The organism is Paenibacillus liaoningensis, from assembly GCF_059609455.1.
This window is the reverse complement of the sequence record NZ_JCAALU010000001.1, coordinates 99235-117632: the sequence shown is the minus strand read 5'-3', so window position 1 is coordinate 117632 and position 18398 is coordinate 99235. Positions and strand designations below refer to the sequence as shown.

Here is an 18398-nt window from a genome sequence, read left to right as displayed (position 1 = left end):
GTGATTAACGATGAACCCCATTACCTATGAGCTGCTTGGAGCCTCCTTGCTTGCAGATAACGGGACGACGAGCCCGTCCGTCCTTGCCTTTACGACTTTCCCGGCGATTATCGTTCCAACGGAAGCAATCGTTGTCGGGTCGGATAGCAATACTTATCCAGTAGAGAAAGGGCAAGCGATTTTGCTGCGGCAAGCAGAAAATAATCTGCATCTCAGAAGCACGGATGGCAAGCCATTCCAGCCCATCTACGGCATTTCGTTCAACAGCTACCGAATAACGGAGCGTGGAAAAAGCCGGCTGGTCTATGAGCTAAGCAGCGAGCAGTTGCCAGAACACGGGCAGCTGCTCGAATTTCCGCGCCAGGCTGCGGGCCTGCTGCATGAGCTGCTGCAGGTGGTTAAGCTGACAGGGTCTATTCAAAATACGCCAAGGCTGCATTTCATGCTGCATGAGCTGCTGGATTTGCTTTTTTCCCGCGATTTGTACAGCAACCATTATTTGAAAAAGGATAAGCCTATTCATCAGGTGCTTGCTTATATGAAGCAGCATTACCGCTCGCCGCTCAGCCGTGCTTATTTGGCGAAAATGGCCGGCTTCAACGAAAGCTATTTCTCCTCGCTGTTCCGCAAGGAAACCGGCTGGAGCTTCGCCGAATATGTATACCGGCTGCGCATTGACGAGGCCAAGCTGCTGCTGCTGCTCACCAACGATAAAATGCAGGAAATCGCTTATAAAACCGGCTTTGCGGACGGCTCCTATTTGGGCAAGACGTTCCAAAAAATCACTCATCTGTCGCCCAGCAGCTTCCGCAGCAGGAAGCATGCAACGCGCATTGTGGGCATGCAGTTTCTTGGAGCTCTGCTTGCTGTCGGCATTGAGCCGCTGGCCGCACCGCGCGAGGTGCTCCGCTCTTCGTCGCTGCTGCGTGGCCGGCTGCAAGGCATCATGGAGCTGGCAGACATCGAGCAGGTCGAGGAGCTTCGAGTGCTAGCACCTGATTTAATTATTGCGCCTACCTACCATTACAACATGCCTCATATGCTCAAGGCGCTTGAACATATCGCTCCCGTCATTATGCTGCCATGGGGCGAGATGGACAAACTGGAGGAGGTGCGCATGATAGGCAGGCTGCTTGGACGTACAGCGGAGGCGGAAAATTGGATAGCCGGCTTGCAGCAGCAAGGAGCAGCGGCGAAGCAGCGACTAGCGCAGCTTTTAGCCCCTGATGATACGTTCGGCTTATATGAGCTAAGATATGATGATTCATGGATGATTCTTCATCCGCCTGTTCGTTCCGCCTTCATCCTTTATAAGCTGCTCGGGCTGACGCCTCCCGCTGCTATTCAGAAGGAAGTTATTGATGCGAACACCCATCTAGCCTTGCGGGAACAGCATTTGCTGCCTTATGCCGCCAAGCATATGTTTCTGATTGTGCCAGCAGATGACACTGAGGCTGTAAGAGGCAAACTCATGGAGCGCAGCTTTTGGCAGCAGCTCGTGAAGGAGCAGGGCCATAAAATCTATCTGCTGAAGCTGAATGAGTTTTGGATGGACGATGGAGTGTCGCTAGAGAAGCAGCTAGATATAATGGTGGAGCTTCTACTATCCGATGCAGCTGAAAGTTCAAAAATAGACGGATAAATCCAACAATTTTCCCAGCCAAATATCCAACTTTATCACATCGACCTTTCTCTTCCGCTGCCGTTATAATAGAATTATCATCGCGAATGATAATCATTATTATTTTATCGGAGGATCACATGTATCAGTTACATAAAGTTACGAAATTGTTTGCCTTGCTTCTACTTGCACTATCGCTCGCTGCTTGCGGAAACTCGGCAGGCGGCAGCAATAGCAGCGGCAATGCCGTTGCCTCGGACTCGCCATCGCCTTCTCCTTCTGCAGCTGTGGAGGCCGAAGCTTCTCCAGAAGCAACGACCCGCATCGTAAAGACGCATCGGGGAGACGTTGAGGTGCCCATTAATCCGCAGCGTATCGTAACAGACGGCTATTTGCCGGAGATGCTTGTCATGGGCATTAAGCCCGTCGGCTCCACCTCATGGGAGCTTGAGAACAAAGTTATCCAAGACCAAATTGACGGCATCGAAAGCACAGGCGAACGCAATCTTGAGAAAATACTCGACTTGAAGCCCGATATCATCGTAACGTGGACCGGCGACGAGAAAATTTTGGAGCAATATGACAAAATCGCCCCGACGGTTGCTTTGCCCTTCAGCACGTACACCGATATCCATGAGACGCTGCGTTTCCTTGCCTCTGCTGTCGGCAAAGAGGCGGATGCCGAGCAGTGGCTCGCTGAATTTGACCAGCTTGTTGGACAAGAACGGGCGAAGCTTGCTAATATGATTAAACCTGAAGATACCTTCTCGCTCATGGGCGTTTTCGTCGTAGACAGCGGCTTCTACATTTATGGAGATGGCGGCTATCGCGGCGGCGAGGCGATTTATACACACTTGAAGCTGACTCCCCCTGACAAGCAAAAGCAGGAAATGATCGGCAAGGAAGCCTATCGCCAAATTTCCTACGAGGTCATTGAAGACTACGCAGGCGATTATATTTTTCTCGACCAGGGAGACATGATTTCCGAGGTGTGGGGAAGCAACCAAGGACTATGGAAATCGCTGGATGCGGTTAAAAATAACCATGTGTTCAATCTCGATCCAGAATTGTTCTGGGGAAATGATCCCGTGTCCTTGAAGCTGCAAATTCAGGAAATTGTAAAAATGCTGACGGAGCAAGCCAAGCAAGAGTAAGCCTGTATGCCAGCAAGTGTTCGAGAATTAAATAAAGCCGCCGAGATCGCTTCGGCGGCTTTTCATTTTGGATGCTTAATGCAGTTAATGTTTAATTGCCTTTAGTAAGCCATTCCGCAAGCTCCTCAGTCTGAGCCAGAACCGCGAGCGGATCGTAGTACCATGAACGCTCCTCCGGCCATACATACAGCTTGCCATTTTTCACTGCCGGAAGGTTGCTCCAAATCGGATCAGCCTCAAAATCAGCCTGTGTCCAGTCGTTCGAGGTCATGATAATATAATCCCCAGCATATTGCGGAACAATCTCTGCTGACAGCTCGGCCCACTGCTTCTCCATAATGACGTCTGCTATTTCGGTTGGCGGCTTGCGTCCAAGCGCCTGATACACCGGCTGGCCCCCACGTCCAAAATTATCTCCGTAGGCATAGGTCGACTTCTCCATATGCTCAAAAATGGAAAAGGTCGCGTCTGCTGGAATGGCCGCATCAACCTTCGCCTTCGCTTCAGCAATGCGACGGTCAAATTCCTCCAGCCATGTCTTCGCCTCTTGCTCTTTGCCCAGCACCTTCCCGAAATACGTCAGCTCTTCATGAGCATTTTTGAGATCGCCATACGGAATAAAGAGGGTAGGCGCAATTTTGCTGAGCAGCTCGTAGCTTTCTCCATTGCCCGTAATAATCAAATCGGGAGCAAGAGCTGCAATTTTCTCTGCAGACGGCTTGCCATATTCCCCCGTATCTTCAACGCCGGTAAGCGCCTCTTTAAAATAATAGTTTTTCAGCGTTAATCCCGGCGCCCCGATTGGCACAACGTCAAGGGCAATCAAGCTGCCGAGGTACTCTTCAGCCACGATGCGCTTCGGCTGAGCCGGAATTTCAATATCGCCATTTACGGTAGATATCGTTCTGACTGCATTAGGATCAGCGCTAGCCTCTGGTGTTGCTTCTGCCGCTCCGCCATCGCTTGCTTCGCTGGATGCCTGCGCTGTCGCTTCACTCCCAGCATTCGCCTTGCCAGTCTCGTTCGAATCTGCTGTACCGCATGCGGTAAAGATGCTTACGCATAGCAGCAGCATAACCAGCATAGCAGCCATGCGGCGCTTATGATTTTGGCTTTGATTTTTCAAAAACACGTGTAAATCCCCCTCATTTTATGTCGATAATCATTCTCATTTACACTTTAACGTGTAAGCGAGCAAATGACTATGCCTTAAAATGATCCGGCACTATGCAAATTTGTGATGCGGTGCCAGCAAGCCTATCAGCTCCTGCAGCTGCGCCTGCGAGGACAACGGGTCATACCCGTAAAACTGCCCCTTCTCCTTCAGCACATGTACGCGGTTTCCCTGTACAGCGTCCAGCTTTCTCCAGCCTGACGATTGGAATAAACGCCGCAGCCGCTGCTTGTCGTCAGGGTTAGTTGGCGGTCCTGTTATAAAAATATGATCCGCCGGATAAGCAGCCAGCAGCTCAATGCCTGTTTCAATAAAGCCCTTGGCGGAAATATTTTGCTCCACCAGCTTTGCCGGAAGGCGAAAGCCCATGTCATCATAAAGCACCTGACTGCCTCTTCCAAAGCTGCTGCTGAAGCAATAGGCTGTATTGCGGCCAATTTCCCAGACGATTGCCGTACCTCTGCTGCCCAGCTCTCGGTCAAGCTGGCGGTTAATGATGTAGATCTGCTCATCGTATTGCGCCAGCCAGTTCTCCGCCTGCTGTCTGCGATCTACAATGCCAGCAATCAGCAAAAATTGCTCGCGCCAGCTCATCGTCTGAAAAGGCAGCTCGATAACGGGAGCAAGCGGCAGCAGCCTCCTGTTTTCCTCAGCCCCGCTATAGTTGATGATGATATCCGGCTTAGCTGCTGCAATCGCCTCGTAAAACGTCTGCGGCGTATGCCCATACGGATTGAAGCTCCCACTCCCGCTCTGGCTCTGGCTCTGGCTTTGGCTTTGGCTTTGGTGCCTCCCCGACTGCAAGCCTCCTCGCATCCCTTCCAGCCAGGGCGTATATACGCCGAGCTCCGGAATAATGCCGAGCGCCATTAGGCTCGCGGTATGGTTCAAATTCAGCGAAACGAGCCGTTTGTTTTTGCGCAAATAAGCCGTCGGCGACAAGCCGATGCCTTCCTTAAATTTGCGGCTGAGATAAACGCCCTCCTTGTAGCCAACCTCCTGCGCCAGCGTGCCGAGATCATGGGCCGTTCCGGCCAGCAAGCGCTGCTGTGCGCTGCGAATGCGCAGCAGCGTCAAATGGGCATTGAATGTCCGGCCCGTATGCTTGCGGAACATTCGCGAAAAATGCTCTGGGCTGACCCCCGCGCGGCTCGCCATCTGCTCCCGCGTTATATCCTCGCTGAAATGCTGCTCGATATAAGCTTCTGCTTGCTCCAGCCATGAGCTGGCGGGCTTTTGCCGGCTTGCCAGCTCCCGGTGCAGCTCGGCAAGCAGCTGCGTAAAAAGCTGCTGAACGCAAAAAGGCGAATGGGAATCACATTGATTCCACACATTCGCCAGCTCGCTCGCAAGCCGCAGGATGATCGCTGGGCAGCGCTGCAGCGGAGCCGGATGCTTCAGCCCCGCTCCTGTTTCACCAGCAGCTGGCATACAGCTGTATTCCAGCAAAATGCCTCGCAATTCCGTATGCGCCTCTATCTGAAGCTTAGGCAGCGAAGGGCCGCTAAGCCATACGCTGCCACGGGACAGCTCATGATAATAGTTATGAATGTAAAGCGCGCCCTCTCCGCCCCACACGATGAGCATACGGTAGAGAGGAGCCGCTTCTTCCTGATGTTTTTCATCCAGACCCTGCTGAAGCTCCCGCAGCCGCACAGGCATATAGAAGCTATGCTGGGCCTTAGGCAGGCCAGCATTTGCCGAAGAGAGCAGCATCATTTTTCACATCCTATCTAAGCTAATCTTCTTTCCTTCATTAAGCATCTTCTTCTTTAACGCCAAGGGCTAGATTTTTCTCCTTAAAGCGGGAATTATGCGAGGATACGTAAGCAACCCCATCCGCCTTCGGATCTATGAAAAGCTTGGCACTGTTGACCGCTAGCGCGGCATCCGTAAACGCTCCGGCAATCAGGTTCAGCTTGCTGTCATAAGAAGCAAAGTCGCCTGCGGCGAAAATGCCTGGCAAATTCGTCTCCAGCTTAGGAGTGACGTATACGCACCACTCATCCATGCCGATGCCCCAATCTCTAATGCCGCTGAAATCGGACTTCAGCCCGTGGTTGACGATGACAGCATCTACCTCCAGCTGCTCTGTTTCCTCCGTCTCCAAATGTCTCACCGTTACCTTGCTGATCGTCGATCCGTCGCCGCTGTAAAGCTGCGTGACCTCCCATGGCGTGCGGACATCGCAGGAGGAGGTTTTCATCTTGATGACGTTTTTCTCATGGCCGCCAAAATACTCCCGGCGATGAATGACCGTCACCTGCGCCGCAATCGGCTCCAGCTCATTCGCCCAGTCGACAGCCGAGTTGCCGCCGCCGGAAATAAGCACCCGCTTGCCTCGAAACGGCTCCAGCTCCTGCACCGTATAATGCAAATTGGATACTTCGAAGCGCTCGGCGCCCTCCAGCTCCAGCTTTGCCATCTTCAAGATGCCCCGGCCAATCGCCAAAATAACGGTGCGCGTCCAATGCTTCTCCCCCGTAGAGGCTTCAAGCATATACGTTCCGTCCTCAAGCCTCGTCAAATTGCGAATTTGCTGCCCAAGCTCAATGGTCGGGTCAAAGGTTTGCGACTGCTGCTTGAGCTGTCCAATAAGCTTCTCACATAAAATCGGGGTGACGCCCCCTACATCCCAAATCATTTTTTCCGGGTAAATCAGCATCCGTCCGCCCAGCTCTTCTTGAGCATCAATCACCTTCGTCTTCATGTCCCTCATCCCGCTATAGAAAGCAGCATATAGTCCTGCTGGACCGCCGCCAATAATCGTTACATCGTATAATTCTAGCTGTTCTGACACGCTTGTTCCTCCCAATTCTTGAATTTGATATTCATTCTCACTATATTATTCATTGTAGCCTTCTATTCCAGTAAAGAGCAATGGACAAAATAGAACAATCGTTTATACAAATCTAATAAAAGGCTGTCCATGTTGTCTGTTGGCGGACACAGCAGCAGCTATTTCAACAAAATCACGGGTTATGGCACAGGCTGCGGACACAGGAGCCGCTATTGCGCTGTAAATGGCCATTTTGACGGGTTCATGCAGACGATAACGGATTTCCTGTCCGCTTACGGCCTAAACTCGGGATAAAAGCCAGAATAGCGGAACGCCAGTCCTCACAAAATGGTAAGAGCATCCTAAACAGGGTGATCTCAGCAACCATCACATCCAGATGCAATTCTCCAGCCGTGCAGCATTCGATGAAAACAGTGCATATAAGATTCACTTCGGAGGAAGTCGATTCTTCCTTATTGTTGCTTTATATTTCATTTTTTTTGGAACAATTATTTCTCCCCCTCTAACCGCGTTATTTTATAAAAAATGAAAATATGGATTCTTTCCAAATGAAACAGCCGCTTGAGGAATAACCCCCAAGCGGCCAGCTCTATTTACGCTCACTAATTTCAATCACTTATTAAGCCAATATTTCCTCGATTCGCTCCAAAACGTCAGCACTAAGCTCTACACCCGCCGCTTTGGCATTTTCTTCGACCTGCTCCGGACGGCTGGCTCCCACAAGCGCACTGGACACATTCGGCTGGCGCAAAATCCAGGCCAGCGCCAGCTGTCCAACCGACAGCTCTAGCTCCGCAGCGATTTTGCCCAGCTGCTGCACCTTGGCGATTTTCTCGTCGGTCACATTTTTACGCATGTTCTCAAGCTTTGCTGCCCGGCTGTCCGCCGGAAGCTCACTTGCCGAGCTGTATTTGCCCGTCAACAAGCCTTGCGCCAGCGGCGAGAATACCACTTGGCCAATACCGCCACGCTCCCCGAAAGGGATGACTTCCTTCTCAATGTATCGGTTAAACATATTATAGATCGGCTGATTGGCTATAATGCGGTCCAGCAAATAACGATCGGCAATCGCATGCGCTTCCGCCATCTGCGCCGCTGTCCATTCGCTGATGCCGACGTACAGCACTTTTCCTTGGCGAACCAAATCGTCCAATGCGCGCAGCGTCTCCTCCATCGGCGTATTCGGATCATGGCGGTGGCAGTAATATAGATCAATATAGTCGGCGCCCAGACGCTTCAGGCTGGCATGGCACTGCTCCGTAATATGCTTGCGGGACAGCCCTTGGTCATTCGGACCATCGCCCATTTTGCCAAACACTTTCGTTGCGAGCACGTAGGATTCGCGGGGATACGCACGCAGCGTTTCGCCCATCACCTTCTCGGCCTCGCCCCGCTCATACACATTGGCGGTATCAAAAAAATTAATGCCTAAGCCATAGGCGGTCTCAATCGCTTTAACGGCGTTTTCCCGCTCCACGTAACCCCCATATGTCAACCAGCTTCCCAGACTGATCTCGCTGACTTTCAAACCGCTTTTTCCTAAATTACGAAATTGCATTTGAACTCATCTCCTCATACGTCCGGTCCGTACTCCCTTTCACCTCGGCTGATGCCGCTGGCTGGGAATCCGTGGCCTTATTGGTTTCCAGCTCTTGCACAAACCGGGCATGCTTCCTGCCCCAGCCGCACATGCTGTCCAGCACTGCCGATACGCTAAGCCCATGCTCGGTCAGACTGTACTCCACACGGGGCGGGATCTCCTGAAATATTTCGCGCTGCACAAGCCCGTCTTCCTCCAGCTCACGAAGCTGCTTCGCAAGTGTTCCTTGCGACACATCGGGAATTAACCGCCGCAGCTCGCCAAACCGTTTCGTACCTTCTACGAGTAAAATAAACAGGATGAGCGGCTTCCATTTGCCTCCGATTACTTCCAGCGTTGCAATAACTCCTGCCAATCTCGGCTCTTGTAAATTCATCCTAGTCTACTCCTCTCTCTACCATCATACCAGCTAAATGCCAATTCTGCACACCTGCCGCCTAACCTCCGCGCGCTTGCTGATGGTACGAAATTTCGGACTATGTACGAAAAAACTGCGTACTTGGCAGCGCTTATGATCTCTTCAATAATAGCGGTAATGGCGAAATTCGCCCATCGATGAAAATCAGGAGGCTTACCTATGACTAATCTATCTTTGAAAAATAAACGCGTCGTCATTATTGGCGGCAGCTCGGGAATTGGCCTGGCGACGGCCCAGCAGGCACTTGATCAAGGGGCGTCCGTCGTCATTGCCGGACGATCCGAAGCGAAGCTGGCAGCAGCCCGTCAGACGCTCAGCTCTGACAAGGTGGAGACGCATGCGCTGGATAATCGCGACAACAACCAGCTGGAACTCTTTTTCAAGAAAATCGGCAGCTTCGACCACTTGTTCACTCCGGGAGCCTCGTATGTGCGGGGGCCGATCACTTCAGATGAAGCGACAGCGGAAAGCTGCTTCAAGGCGAAGTTCTGGCCGCAATATTATGCGGTGAAATACGCTCTCCCTTATATTCAGCCAGACGGCTCTGTCGTGCTCATGTCAGGCGCATTCAGCCAGCGGCCGCTCGCGGATGGCGCGTCTTATGCCGCCTGCAACGGCGCGATTGAAAGCTTGGGGAAGGCGCTAGCTGTCGAGCTCGCACCGAAGAAAATAAGAGCCAATGTCATCTCGCCGGGTACGATTTATACGGCATTTAATTGGGAGGGCGCCAAGCAGGCAACCCGCGATGCCTCCTATGATGCTTACACGAATATGAATGTGCTGGGCCGAGTTGGGGAAGCGGCAGAAGCCGCCCATACGGTTGTCTATTTAATGACGAACAGCTACACGACAGGAACAACCTTGCATCCCGACGGCGGCTATTTGCTGCGCTAGCGCTGCAGGTTCAATCGAGATGAAGGAGAACTCAGCGTCACCTGTCCAGCAAAGCAATATGGCCGGCATAAACGGGCAGTACCGTCTCCACAAAATCAGGCACAGGCCACTGTGCCTGATTTTGTGTTTTTGTACGAACGCTTGTCACAGCGCAACATATTTTAGTACAAAAAGGACCGTAGCGCCCTCCGGAAGCGAAGTGGAAATATGAAACATGAAACGCCCCCTAATGAGCGGCACTTGCCCAAAGTAAGCAAGGACGAGCGGCATCAGCTGAACGGGCATAAAAGCTGCGTGCTATGGTTTACCGGATTGCCCAGCTCTGGCAAATCGACTTTGGCTTTCGAAGTAGAGCATGAGCTGTTTAAGCGCCATATGCACAGCTATGTTTTGGATGGGGACAATCTTCGGCTTGGCTTAAATCAAGGGCTCGGCTTCAGCCAGCAGGACCGCAGGGAAAATGTCCGCCGCATTGGCGAAGCCGCCCGGCTGTTCGCCGATGCCGGATTGATCGTGCTGGTCGCTGCCATCTCCCCCTACCGGGCCGATCGCGAGCGGGTCAGATCCTTTTTTTCCGAGGACGAGTTTATTGAGATTTATGTCAAATGCCCGCTTGCAGAATGTGAGCGCCGGGACCCGAAGGGCCTGTACAAAAAAGCACGTGCCGGTAAAATCCATGATTTCACAGGCATTTCCTCCGTTTACGAAGCGCCAGGGCATCCTGAAATAATGATCGCAAGCGACAAGCATACGCCTAAGGAATCTGTCCGCTTCATTTTAGATTATTTAAGAGACAACGGCTGCTTGTAAGCGGCTTTGGCACCAACTACTTTTTTACAAATGAGGCGAGGTGCAGCATCATGAAAACATCCAAGGAGCCATTGCTGCTGTATGCACACATTCCGAAAACCGGGGGAACCTCGTTCACACAGGCGATTGTCGAGCATTGCCCGATTGCGGTTTACTATTTTCAGGTAGCGGATAAACCCGGTTTGCTGCGTCAAACCCTCAAACAGGCCGATGCGCTATGCGGCCACCTCCCCTTCGGCCTCCACTATACCACCGCCCGCCCCTGCCAATATGTAACGATGCTGCGTGATCCGGTGGAGCAGATCGCCTCCTTCTTTTATTTTAAATACAAAAATAAGCGTTATCCCGATAACTACAATCCTTATCTTACGTTCGAGGAGTTTTTGAATAATCCGTATTTCGATCCCGAATATGTCAATGTACAAACCCGTTTTCTGAGCGGAGAGCTGGGCAGCACGACCCCCAATTTGAACTTGGCCATCAGGAATTTGGAGCAGCACATTTCTTTTGCTGGCATTACTGAGCTTTATGCGGAATCGCAATTTTTGTTTATGAAAACAATGGGCTGGGAGCCGAAAGTCTATTCAAAAAAAAACGCCAATGAAAACCGCCCGCCGAAAACAGAACTGACAAGCGATATGATCGACCTCATTCTTCGCAAAAATGCCAGTGATGTTGAGCTGTATTATTTAGCCCGCCAGCTTCTGCTGAAAAAAATTTATGCGCTTTTGCACGCCACCCGAGAGGAGCTGCGCCTGTATAAACGCAATTGCTGCTGGCAAGGCGAGGACGAATTGGGTTACTATTAGAGCAACTAACGATGAAATAGACGAAAATGGGAGAGAACTCGCCGTGAAGGATAACCGCTTAACAAATAGATTCGCATATGACGCTGCACCAGAAAAACATTCCGCAGCTCCCGTTGTAAAAGGCATTTTTTTCGATGTGGATGATACGCTATATGACCATTTGCCCCCATTCACTAAAGCGGTACAAGAAGTGCTTCAGCTTGGCGAAGCCTTCCCCTATGAAGCAGCCTATCGCCGCATGCGGCATTACAGCGATGTGCTGTCTGAGCAAATGGGCGGCGCTGGCGCACTGGAGGCTGGGGCTGCGACGGAGCTGATGCGGACGCGCCGCTTCCAGCTGGCGCTAGGCGAGTTCGATGTAGTGCTCACGGACGAGCAGGCCGCAGCGATGCAGGCTGCCTACATTGGCTGCCAATACGACATCATAATGTTTCCGGGGGCAAAAGCCATGCTTGAGCGGCTTGTAAAAGCCGGGTATATCGTTGGCCTCATTACCAATGGAGCTGGCGCCCATCAGCGCCGCAAAATCGAAGCGATGGATATCGACGATTTGATTCCGCGTGACCGTCAGTTCATTTCCGGCGAAGTCGGCTGGGACAAGCCCGACCCGCGGATTTTCAAGCTGGTGAATGAGCGTACAGGCACACTGCCCGAGAATAGCATCTACATCGGCGACTCTTGGAATAATGATGTAGTAGGCGCCCTGCAAGCAGGCTGGATCTCCATTTGGTTCAACCACCGCCAAGTGCAGCCGTTAACCGAGCACGCTCCCGCCTACATAATGTCTGGCTATACGGATTTGCAGGAGCAGCTGGTGAAAATGGGCGTTTTGCCTGAATAGTTACTCTTTACCAACTGTAAGGATAACGGATAAAGGAGCAGACACGATTGGGAAATAATATATCGTTCAAAACCTCATCAAGCGAGCACGATGAAGAAATTCACATGTCCAATATTTTCACCTCTGTATTTGTGGATGTTATTGCGCTTAGTGGATCGGCGCTTGCACAAACGAACCGCGAGAAAGAGTTTGTCATTTGGTTGGCTCAGCGCGATCAAAACATAGTCGGCATTGGAACCGTCGGCTTTAGCCTCGATGAGCTGCCGTGGGACCCGGATGATTTTTCATCCAATCAGCAGTTTCTGCTTCGGGTTGTAGACGGAGCGCTGGCGCGTTTAGGCTGGAGCAAACTGAGCTACGAGCCGAACCTGGACTATATCAAAAGCACGCTAGAGCGGTTTGGCCGGATGGTTTCCGCCTTTCGACCCGAGGATGTCGATGCCACTCATTATGAGGATTGGTCTCTCGTTGAAGAAGGAGACGATTGGCCGACGATTCCACCAGGGTATCCGCAATGCGGGAAGCATGGCATCTATCTTACTTGTCACGGATGCGTTATATGCAATTCGAAGTAATGCCTGCTCAAATAGTGCCGATTTAGCTGTTCCATGCCAATACAGCAAAAAAAGAAGCCGTCCCTTAGCAGAATGAACTGCTGAAGGACGGCTTTTTTTCTTTAATAGCAACTAGCAAAAAAATGCAAGCTAGCTTGATGTGGAACGAATTACAGCAATTCCTTACGCAGCTGTGCTGCGGATTTCGGCGACAGAAGGCCGAACGGAATATCAAAGACGGTTTTCGCGCCAGCTCCACCTTCTTGAGCAAGCTTGTAGGCTGCTCTCGCATAAGCGACAAGCACGCTTGCTGTGAACTCAGGGTTGCTGTCCAGCGTAAGACCAAATTCAATAATTTGCGTGCTGTTCGTTCCGGTTTTGCCGCTGCGCAGTACCGTGCCGCCATGCGGCATTGCGGAATGCTCTGCTTTCAGCGTCGCTTCGTCTACAAAATGCACAACCGTATCATAGTCGGCAAAATAGTTCGGCATATTGCGGATTTCATCGGCAATCGCTTCTTGATTTGCGCCTTCTTCTGCTACGATATAACATTCTCTAAGATGCTTCTCACGCGTTGTGAGCACAGGATTTTCCCCGCTCCGCACACGATTGACCGCTTCTTCAACAGGAATCGTATATTGCACGCCATTCTTGACGCCATTGACACGGCGAATCGCATCGGAGTGGCCTTGGCTTACCCCTTTGCCCCAGAACGTGTACTCCTTGCCCTCCGGCAAAATCGCTTCCGCCAGCAGACGGCTAAGGGAGAACAAGCCTGGATCCCAGCCTGTGGAAATGACGCTGATTTTGCCGCTTGCTTTCGCAGCTGCATCTACCTGCTCAAAATATTCAGGAATGCGGGCATGCGTATCAAAGCTGTCGACGGTGTGGAACAGACGGGCAAAAGCAGGACCCTGCTCCGGCAGGTCTGTTGCCGAGCCGCCGCACAAAATCATAACGTCAATGTCGCCAGTGAATTTTTCTGCGTCTTCAATGGAATATGCTTTCGTCTCAGACGGAATGGAATCTGGATTTCTGCGGGTAAAGATAGCATCCAGACGCAGATCCGGACTTTGTTTGATGGCAAGCTCCACGCCGCGGCCCAAGTTGCCGTAACCTACAATGCCAATGCGAATTTGTTCAGCCATGTGTATCGCCACCTTTTATTGATTGTAAAAATGATTGCAAGCCGATCCGTAATTAAAGGTCGTTCTACACCCAGCCTCTTGCTTCCATCGCTGCAGCAATACGCTTGATGGAAATCATATAAGCCGCTGTACGAAGATCAGTGCTGTGCTCTTTCGCCAAATCACGAACAGCCACGTAAGACTGGATCATGTTTGTTTCCAGCTTCTCAAGCACTTCAGCCTCGCTCCAGTAGTAGTTCATCAGGTTTTGTACCCATTCAAAATAGGATACCGTAACGCCGCCTGCATTTGCAAGGACGTCAGGAATAACGACGATGCCCTTCTGGAACAGAACGCGGTCTGCTTCTGGCGTCGTTGGGCCATTGGCTGCTTCAGCGATGATTTTCGCTTGAATGCGGTCTGCATTTGCAGCTGTAATTACATTTTCCAGCGCAGCTGGTACCAAGATGTCAACATCCAGCTCAAGCAAAGCTTCGTTGGAAATGACGAAGGATTCGCCGTAGTCCAAAATGGATGCATTGTCCTTAAGAGCGGAAATTTGATCGATGTCCAATCCGTTTGGATCGTAAATGCCACCGCGCGAATCGCTGATCGCCACGATTTTGCAGCCTGCTTCGCTAAGCAGACGAGCTGCGATTCTTCCTGCGTTGCCGAAGCCTTGAATAGCTGCAGTCGCATTTTGTACCGGAAGATGCTTATCTTGGAGCGCCGCCAAAATCGTATAAACACAGCCTTGAGCTGTCGCTTCATTACGACCTTTCGAGCCACCGATAATAAGCGGTTTGCCCGTAATGACACCTGGGGAATATCTGCCTTTCATCTTGCTGTACGTGTCCATCATCCAGCCCATAATTTGCGGCGTCGTATACACGTCTGGTGCAGGAATATCTTTATCCGGTCCAACAAAGTCGGCAATAGCTTCCATAAATGCGCGGCTTACGCGTTCCAGCTCGCCTTTGCTCATTTTGCGAGGATCACAGATAACGCCGCCTTTGCCGCCGCCGTAAGGCAAGCCAACAACGCCACATTTGAAGCTCATCCACATCGACAATGCTTTAACTTCATCAAGCGTAACGTCCGGGTGGAAACGAATGCCGCCTTTAGTCGGCCCAATCGCATCATTGTGCTGGGAGCGGTAGCCTTCAAAAACCTGTACAGTACCATCATCCATACGAACCGGGAAGTTAACGGACAACACGCGCATCGGATGCTTCAAAATTTGAGTCACATGCTCAGGCAGCTTCAGATGGGCAACCGCCGTATCGATTTGCTGCTGGGCAATTTTATAAGGGTTTAATGTTTCTTCTGCAACAACGACTGTCATTTTCGAAATCATTCCTTCACTCTAAATTGGTCTGCTTGAAAACTGCCGCTTTACCGCGACCGCGCACTATCGAACTGCACCGACAATGAGTTTTTTTCATTTTACCTTTTTCATCTGCATATTAAAAGAATTTTCTTGATAAAAATGCAAAAAAATATTCAATTCGTCCATTGTCACATTAGTTTTCTTTAAAAGTTATAAGAAGTGACATGTGACATCAGTTGATATATAAATCCGAGATTTTGTGTCAAAACTCCGTTTTAAGCGCGAAAATAAAAAACAAGTCAGGTTTTGTGCCATTCTTTTTTTCTTCCTCGGCAAATCAAAAGCTTATTTCGTTGATTTCATGGCATTCTTCATTACGCAAAAAAACTATAAAATATAACAAAAGCATCACTCGACTAAAAAAGAAAGGCTGGAAGCTTTATGCATCCAGCCTTGCACCATTCCAACCTTCCCCCAAACCGGAAGGAAGCAAAAAGGGCATTTTCTCCTCTAAAGCTCCTCTACTCGGAGGCTCCAGCCGCATCTGTCCTTACTATCGTATTTCTCCAAATGAGCCGAATGATCGTGCCTTGCCCCAGAGTAGTCACGACCGTGATTTTGCCGCCCATCGCTTCTGTCAGCCCTTTGGCAATCGCCATCCCAAGGCCCGAGCCATTCGGCGTGGAGGCGGTATCTGTGCCGCGATAATACCGTTCAAACAGCCGATTCAGCGTGCTCTCGTCCATTCCGCCACCATTGTCGGCAAATTCGATCGTCACACTATCATGCTTTTTCTCCTCCGAAACGATTAACGAGACGGTCAAAACCGTATCCGGCGCATTATGAAGAAGCGCATTTGCAGCAATATTGTTAACGACACGCTCCAGCCACGGGGTATAGAGCTGAACCCATACAGCTTTCTGAGCAGATGCTTGGAACCGGATTCGACCTTTGCCAAACAGGGGATCATCTGCTGCCAACTGCAGCGTGTCCCGCAGCCAGCCATTCAATTCCACTTCCTCGATCTCGGGCGGCAAAATCCCCGTCTTTAACCGATAGGTCATCGCCAGGTCGCTGATCAGCATGTCCATATGAGCCGATTTTTCCAGCATCGTTGCTGAAAATTTGCGCACATCCGCCTGTGACCAATCATATTTGGGCTCCACGAGCAGATGAGCATAGCCCGTAATGGAGGACAATGGCGTCTTCAAATCATGGGTCACGCCCGCAATCCATTCCTCCCGCAAGCTTTCCGTCTGCTTCCGCATTTCCTGCTCGCGCTGCAAAGCAGCAGACAGCTTATCAATGGATAATATGACATCGGCGAAAACACGGTATCGCCGCCGCCATTTGCCAGAAGGCATCCGGCTGCGCGGCAAACCCTTGCGATCCAGCGGCTCTTGGTAAACGGCATTGCCGATGGCATCCAGCCATACCAGCATATGCAGCAAAGGAGCGCCAAACCGCCGCGCTTGCCATAGCGACAGCAGCAAGAACAGGATCAGCATCGCGGCGAACATCGCAACGACGCCAATGATGACAATTTGCGCTTCGGCCGGAATGAGCGGTTTCTTGCCCGCGGCCCCTGTTCCCGTATTTTTTTGCCCAACAATCCAGGTCTGCTTCGTCTGTTCATTGTAGGAAGATTGAATGAGATAGCCGTATCTGTCGGAGTAGAGCGTCCGAAGCACCAGCTCCTGAACGGTATATTGCACCGGAATGGCGTCCGGCTTATTATAGGAAGCAAGCTCCGTACCTGTCTGATCCAGCAGTTGCACGAACACTTGGCCTTTCTTCAGCTCGGTTCCCATCGCATCAGGAATTAAAAGCTGACCGCCTTGAGCGGTAAATCCGCCTTCGTTCACCTGCGTTAGTATCGGCTTCATATAATTAGGCGCGCCATAAACGAGCGTGTACAGCCTACCGTTCTTCTGTTGAATCCATACGGCCAAATGGTAAGCAAACGGCTGCTTCCCTGTCCAATAAGCGACCAGCTCGCCCGGTCCATATTGCTTGGGAACATCCGCAGGCGTATTATAGGAGCTTTCCACCTGTCCGAGCTCATCCAGACTTTGCAGCCAGCCGCCATTTTCCTTCACCTGCTTCAGCAGGCTGGGATCAAAGCGAATCCCCTCTGGTCCAAGCTCCGACGATTCAACTAGTCTCTCCAGCCCAACGCTGGCAAAATCACGCGTAATGCTAATTTCGTTAAACTTTTGCAGCATCCAGACTACCGTTACAGCAGACATAAGCAATACGATTGTGCCCGCTATCCCCAGCTGAAGGACAAATCTCAACGTCAATTGCCGCCGCATATTCATCGCGTGCCATTCTCCCACAGCGGCCCTTGAACGAGCTTGTAGCCAAGCCCTCTCACATTGACGATAAACTTCGGATTAGAAGGATCAGCCTCAATTCGTTCCCGAATCCGGTGAATATGAACCATCACGGTATTATCGTCGCTGAAGGCGTCGTCGCCCCAAACCTTCTCGTACAGCTCGCTTTTGCTGAAAATCCGGTTCGGGTTTTTACATAGAAACAATAGCAGCTGAAACACGAGTGCCGGACAGGCTACCGCTTGCCCTTCCACCGTCAGCTCGCCCGCTGCTTCATCCACCTTAAATCGTCCATAATCAAAAATAGGGCTGGCAGGTCCCCGCTCCATCTCCGCCGCACTGCCGCCATTGACTGGAGTAGACGCGCCAAAATACCGCCGCAGCTGCGCCCTGATACGCGCAACTACCTCAAGCGGATTAAAGGGCTTCGCAATATAATCGTCACCTCCGATGGCAAAGCCGGTCAGCTTGTCGAAATCGGAAGTGCGCGCGCTCAAAAATAAAATCGGAGCATCTGTCGTTTGCCGGATAAACGGACATACCTCGATTCCGCTGCGCCCCGGCAGCATCACATCCAAGACGATTAAATCATATTTTTTCGCCGTACAGGCAGCAATCGCCGCTTCTCCTGTGCCGACGCTGTCAATATTCGTATAACCTTCCTTGTGCAGCACCGTCTGCAACAGCTCCAGCAGCGCCTGTTCATCGTCCACAAGCAAAATCGCTGCATTTTCCACTACGCCGCCTCCTTTCAAATTCAATGCTGTATTGCACTATTTCTCCATCATAGCATGATAGCTTTGATTAAATACGCTATGCCGTCTTAACGGAAGCTTAATTCGTTAAACCAGTCTGCTGCTGAAAGTTAAGACAACGTTAAGCTGCTGTTTCAGTACAGCTAAGTGTGGCTTGCTAGTATAGGGTTATAGA

General features: G+C 51.1%; 15 protein-coding genes and 1 pseudogene. 7 read left to right on the top strand and 9 right to left on the bottom strand.

The genetic code is table 11. The features are described 5' to 3' along the window. Positions 1-10 precede the first annotated feature (10 nt). Together AC6B99_RS00480 and AC6B99_RS00475 are read left to right on the top strand one after the other, a co-directional pair. Positions 11-1642: a helix-turn-helix domain-containing protein gene (locus tag AC6B99_RS00480; protein ID WP_496662497.1), complete on the top strand. Its 1632-nt coding sequence runs from the start codon at positions 11-13 to the stop codon at positions 1640-1642. A gap of 119 nt (positions 1643-1761) precedes the next feature. Then, positions 1762-2775 (top strand): ABC transporter substrate-binding protein, encoded by a 1014-nt coding sequence (locus tag AC6B99_RS00475; RefSeq protein WP_496662496.1) that lies wholly within the window; start codon positions 1762-1764, stop codon positions 2773-2775. Positions 2776-2866: 91 nt separating this feature from the next. On the opposite strand, the gene AC6B99_RS00470 is transcribed toward AC6B99_RS00475, so the two are convergent. The 5 genes and pseudogenes from AC6B99_RS00470 to AC6B99_RS00450 form a co-directional block, all read right to left on the bottom strand. Next, positions 2867-3901, bottom strand: a complete 1035-nt coding sequence (locus AC6B99_RS00470; protein ID WP_494879064.1) for an ABC transporter substrate-binding protein — start codon at positions 3899-3901, stop codon at positions 2867-2869. Between the two features lie 99 nt (positions 3902-4000). After that, on the bottom strand, positions 4001-5668 hold the full coding sequence (locus AC6B99_RS00465) for a helix-turn-helix domain-containing protein (RefSeq protein WP_494864705.1): 1668 nt from the start codon (positions 5666-5668) through the stop codon (positions 4001-4003). 37 nt (positions 5669-5705) lie between these two features. Further along, a complete protein-coding gene (locus tag AC6B99_RS00460) occupies positions 5706-6749 on the bottom strand; it encodes an NAD(P)/FAD-dependent oxidoreductase (RefSeq protein WP_496662495.1) in 1044 nt (347 codons plus the stop codon). A 619-nt stretch (positions 6750-7368) separates the two neighbouring features. Then, positions 7369-8307: an aldo/keto reductase family protein gene (locus AC6B99_RS00455; protein ID WP_056031186.1), complete on the bottom strand. Its 939-nt coding sequence runs from the start codon at positions 8305-8307 to the stop codon at positions 7369-7371. A gap of 91 nt (positions 8308-8398) precedes the next feature. Continuing rightward, positions 8399-8725: pseudogene (locus tag AC6B99_RS00450) on the bottom strand (winged helix-turn-helix transcriptional regulator); the annotation flags it as partial. A 201-nt stretch (positions 8726-8926) separates the two neighbouring features. On the opposite strand from AC6B99_RS00450, the gene AC6B99_RS00445 reads away from it, so the two are divergent. The 5 genes from AC6B99_RS00445 to AC6B99_RS00425 all read left to right on the top strand — a co-directional run bounded on the left by AC6B99_RS00445 (position 8927) and on the right by AC6B99_RS00425 (position 12696). Continuing rightward, positions 8927-9661 carry an SDR family oxidoreductase gene (locus tag AC6B99_RS00445; RefSeq protein ID WP_496662494.1) on the top strand — a complete coding sequence of 245 codons (735 nt, stop codon included), beginning with the start codon at positions 8927-8929 and terminating at the stop codon, positions 9659-9661. Between the two features lie 207 nt (positions 9662-9868). After that, complete coding sequence (gene cysC / locus AC6B99_RS00440; protein WP_056031190.1) at positions 9869-10471, top strand: adenylyl-sulfate kinase; 603 nt, start codon at positions 9869-9871, stop codon at positions 10469-10471. 50 nt (positions 10472-10521) lie between these two features. Next, positions 10522-11280 (top strand): sulfotransferase family protein, encoded by a 759-nt coding sequence (locus AC6B99_RS00435; protein WP_496662493.1) that lies wholly within the window; start codon positions 10522-10524, stop codon positions 11278-11280. A gap of 43 nt (positions 11281-11323) precedes the next feature. After that, positions 11324-12121: an HAD family hydrolase gene (locus tag AC6B99_RS00430; protein WP_327204899.1), complete on the top strand. Its 798-nt coding sequence runs from the start codon at positions 11324-11326 to the stop codon at positions 12119-12121. Positions 12122-12168: 47 nt separating this feature from the next. Further along, complete coding sequence (locus AC6B99_RS00425; protein WP_494864695.1) at positions 12169-12696, top strand: hypothetical protein; 528 nt, start codon at positions 12169-12171, stop codon at positions 12694-12696. Positions 12697-12845: 149 nt separating this feature from the next. Here the strand turns inward: AC6B99_RS00425 and AC6B99_RS00420 are convergent, their stop codons facing one another. From AC6B99_RS00420 to AC6B99_RS00405, 4 genes are all read right to left on the bottom strand, one after another. After that, entirely contained in the window at positions 12846-13823 is a 978-nt protein-coding gene (locus AC6B99_RS00420; protein ID WP_056031197.1) for a diaminopimelate dehydrogenase, read from the bottom strand. A gap of 64 nt (positions 13824-13887) precedes the next feature. Continuing rightward, on the bottom strand, positions 13888-15147 hold the full coding sequence (locus AC6B99_RS00415; RefSeq protein WP_496662492.1) for a Glu/Leu/Phe/Val family dehydrogenase: 1260 nt from the start codon (positions 15145-15147) through the stop codon (positions 13888-13890). Positions 15148-15653: 506 nt separating this feature from the next. Beyond that, positions 15654-17453: a sensor histidine kinase gene (locus AC6B99_RS00410; RefSeq protein ID WP_496662491.1), complete on the bottom strand. Its 1800-nt coding sequence runs from the start codon at positions 17451-17453 to the stop codon at positions 15654-15656. Further along, complete coding sequence (locus AC6B99_RS00405; RefSeq protein WP_494879065.1) at positions 17450-18205, bottom strand: response regulator; 756 nt, start codon at positions 18203-18205, stop codon at positions 17450-17452. Before AC6B99_RS00405 ends, AC6B99_RS00410 begins: the two co-directional genes overlap by 4 nt. Between the last annotated feature and the right edge of the window lie 193 nt (positions 18206-18398).